Annotated in this window: 1 rRNA gene; it reads right to left on the reverse strand. The window is 49.8% G+C overall.

The window, feature by feature from the left end:
* Positions 1 to 51: 51 nt before the first annotated feature.
* Positions 52 to 2,938, reverse strand: a 23S ribosomal RNA gene (locus AC27JR_RS16925).
* Between the last annotated feature and the right edge of the window lie 24 nt (positions 2,939 to 2,962).

Here is a 2,962-nt window from a genome sequence, read left to right on the forward strand (position 1 = left end):
TATTAACTTCTTCGCTTGTTTCACTATCACATAAAACGCGTTTGGCGTTGTATGGTTAAGCCTCACGGGTAATTAGTACAAGTTAGCTTAATGGCTCACACCACTTCCACATCTTGCCTATCAACGTTGTAGTCTTCAACGGCCCTTCAGAGACTTTAAAAGTCTAGTGAGAACTCATCTCGAGGCCTGCTTCGCGCTTAGATGCTTTCAGCGCTTATCAGTTCCGAACGTAGCTACCGGGCAATGCCATTGGCATGACAACCCGAACACCAGCGGTTCGTTCACTCCGGTCCTCTCGTACTAGGAGCAACCCCTCTCAATTCTCAAACGCCCACGGCAGATAGGGACCGAACTGTCTCACGACGTTCTAAACCCAGCTCGCGTACCACTTTAAATGGCGAACAGCCATACCCTTGGGACCGACTTCAGCCCCAGGATGTGATGAGCCGACATCGAGGTGCCAAACACCGCCGTCGATATGAACTCTTGGGCGGTATCAGCCTGTTATCCCCGGAGTACCTTTTATCCGTTGAGCGATGGCCCTTCCATTCAGAACCACCGGATCACTATGACCTACTTTCGTACCTGCTCGACGTGTCTGTCTCGCAGTTAAGCTGGCTTCTACCATTACACTAACCGTACGATGTCCGACCGTACTTAGCCAACCTTCGTGCTCCTCCGTTACTCTTTGGGAGGAGACCGCCCCAGTCAAACTACCCACCAGGCACTGTCCGTAACCCCGATTCAGGGGCCAACGTTAGAACATCAAAACTACAAGGGTGGTATTTCAAGGACGACTCCACAAAAACTAGCGTCTCTGCTTCAAAGTCTCCCACCTATCCTACACATGTAGGTTCAATGTTCAGTGCCAAGCTGTAGTAAAGGTTCACGGGGTCTTTCCGTCTAGCCGCGGGTACACAGCATCTTCACTGCGATTTCAATTTCACTGAGTCTCGGGTGGAGACAGCGTGGCCATGGTTACACCATTCGTGCAGGTCGGAACTTACCCGACAAGGAATTTCGCTACCTTAGGACCGTTATAGTTACGGCCGCCGTTTACCGGGGCTTCGATCAAGAGCTTCTCCGAAGATAACCCCATCAATTAACCTTCCGGCACCGGGCAGGTGTCACACCGTATACGTCATCTTGCGATTTTGCACAGTGCTGTGTTTTTAATAAACAGTCCCAGCCACCTGGTCACTGCGGCTCCAATCAGCTTAGAGAGCAAGTCTCATCACCAATCGGAGCGTACCTTCTCCCGAAGTTACGGTACGATTTTGCCTAGTTCCTTCACCCGAGTTCTCTCAAGCGCCTTAGTATTCTCTACCTGACCACCTGTGTCGGTTTGGGGTACGATTCGGTATAATCTGAAGCTTAGAGGCTTTTCCTGGAAGTATGGCATCAGCAACTTCATCACCTTGGTGACTCGTCTCGTGTCTCAGCCTAACAGCAACCCGGATTTACCTAAGTCACTAGCCTACACACTTTCACATGGACTACCATCGCCATGCTTGCTTAGCCTGCTCCGTCCCCCCATCGCAATTATACCAAGTACGGAAATATTAATCCGTTTCCCATCGACTACGCCTTTCGGCCTCGCCTTAGGGGTCGACTTACCCTACCCTGATTAACATGGGATAGGAACCCTTGGTCTTCCGGCGTGCGGGTTTTTCACCCGCATTATCGTTACTCATGTCAGCATTCGCACTTCTGATACGTCCAGCATACCTCCCGGTACACCTTCAACCGCTTACAGAACGCTCCCCTACCACTCAGAATAAATTCTGAATCCGCAGCTTCGGTGCATAGTTTAGCCCCGTTACATCTTCCGCGCAGACCGACTCGACCAGTGAGCTATTACGCTTTCTTTAAAGGATGGCTGCTTCTAAGCCAACCTCCTGGCTGTCTGGGCCTTTCCACATCGTTTCCCACTTAACTATGACTTTGGGACCTTAGCTGGCGGTCTGGGTTGTTTCCCTCTTCACGACGGACGTTAGCACCCGCCGTGTGTCTCCCGGATATTACTTTACGGTATTCGGAGTTTGCAAAGGGTTGGTAAGTCGGGATGACCCCCTAGCCTTAACAGTGCTCTACCCCCGTAAGTATTCGTCCGAGGCTCTACCTAAATAGATTTCGGGGAGAACCAGCTATCTCCCGGTTTGATTAGCCTTTCACTCCTAACCACAGGTCATCCCCTAACTTTTCAACGTTAGTGGGTTCGGTCCTCCAGTTGATGTTACTCAACCTTCAACCTGCCCATGGCTAGATCACCGGGTTTCGGGTCTATACCTTGCAACTATTCGCCCAGTTAAGACTCGGTTTCCCTACGGCTACCCTAATCGGTTAACCTCGCTACAAAATATAAGTCGCTGACCCATTATACAAAAGGTACGCAGTCACCTAACAAGTAGGCTCCTACTGCTTGTACGTACACGGTTTCAGGTTCTATTTCACTCCCCTCACAGGGGTTCTTTTCGCCTTTCCCTCACGGTACTGGTTCACTATCGGTCAGTTGGGAGTATTTAGCCTTAGATGATGGTCCACCTATATTCAGTCAAAGTTTCACGTGCTCCGACCTACTCGATTTCACTTAAAATGCATTTTCATGTACGGGACTATCACCCTGTATCGTGGCACTTTCCAGAGCCTTCCATTAACACATAATAAACTTAAGGGCTGTTCCGATTTCGCTCGCCGCTACTTTCGGAATCTCGGTTGATTTCTTTTCCTACGGGTACTTAGATGTTTCAGTTCTCCGCGTTCGCTTCGTTAACCTATGTATTCAGTTAACGATACCTGCAAGCAGGTGGGTTTCCCCATTCGGAAATCCTAGTCTCAAGTGCTTTTTACTAGCTTGACTAGGCTTATCGCAAGTTAATACGTCCTTCATCGCCTCCAACTGCCAAGGCATCCACCGTGTACGCTTAGTCACTTAACCATACAACCCAAACGGGTCTTTGTT

This window comes from Pseudoalteromonas sp. NH0006-26, assembly GCF_057552415.1.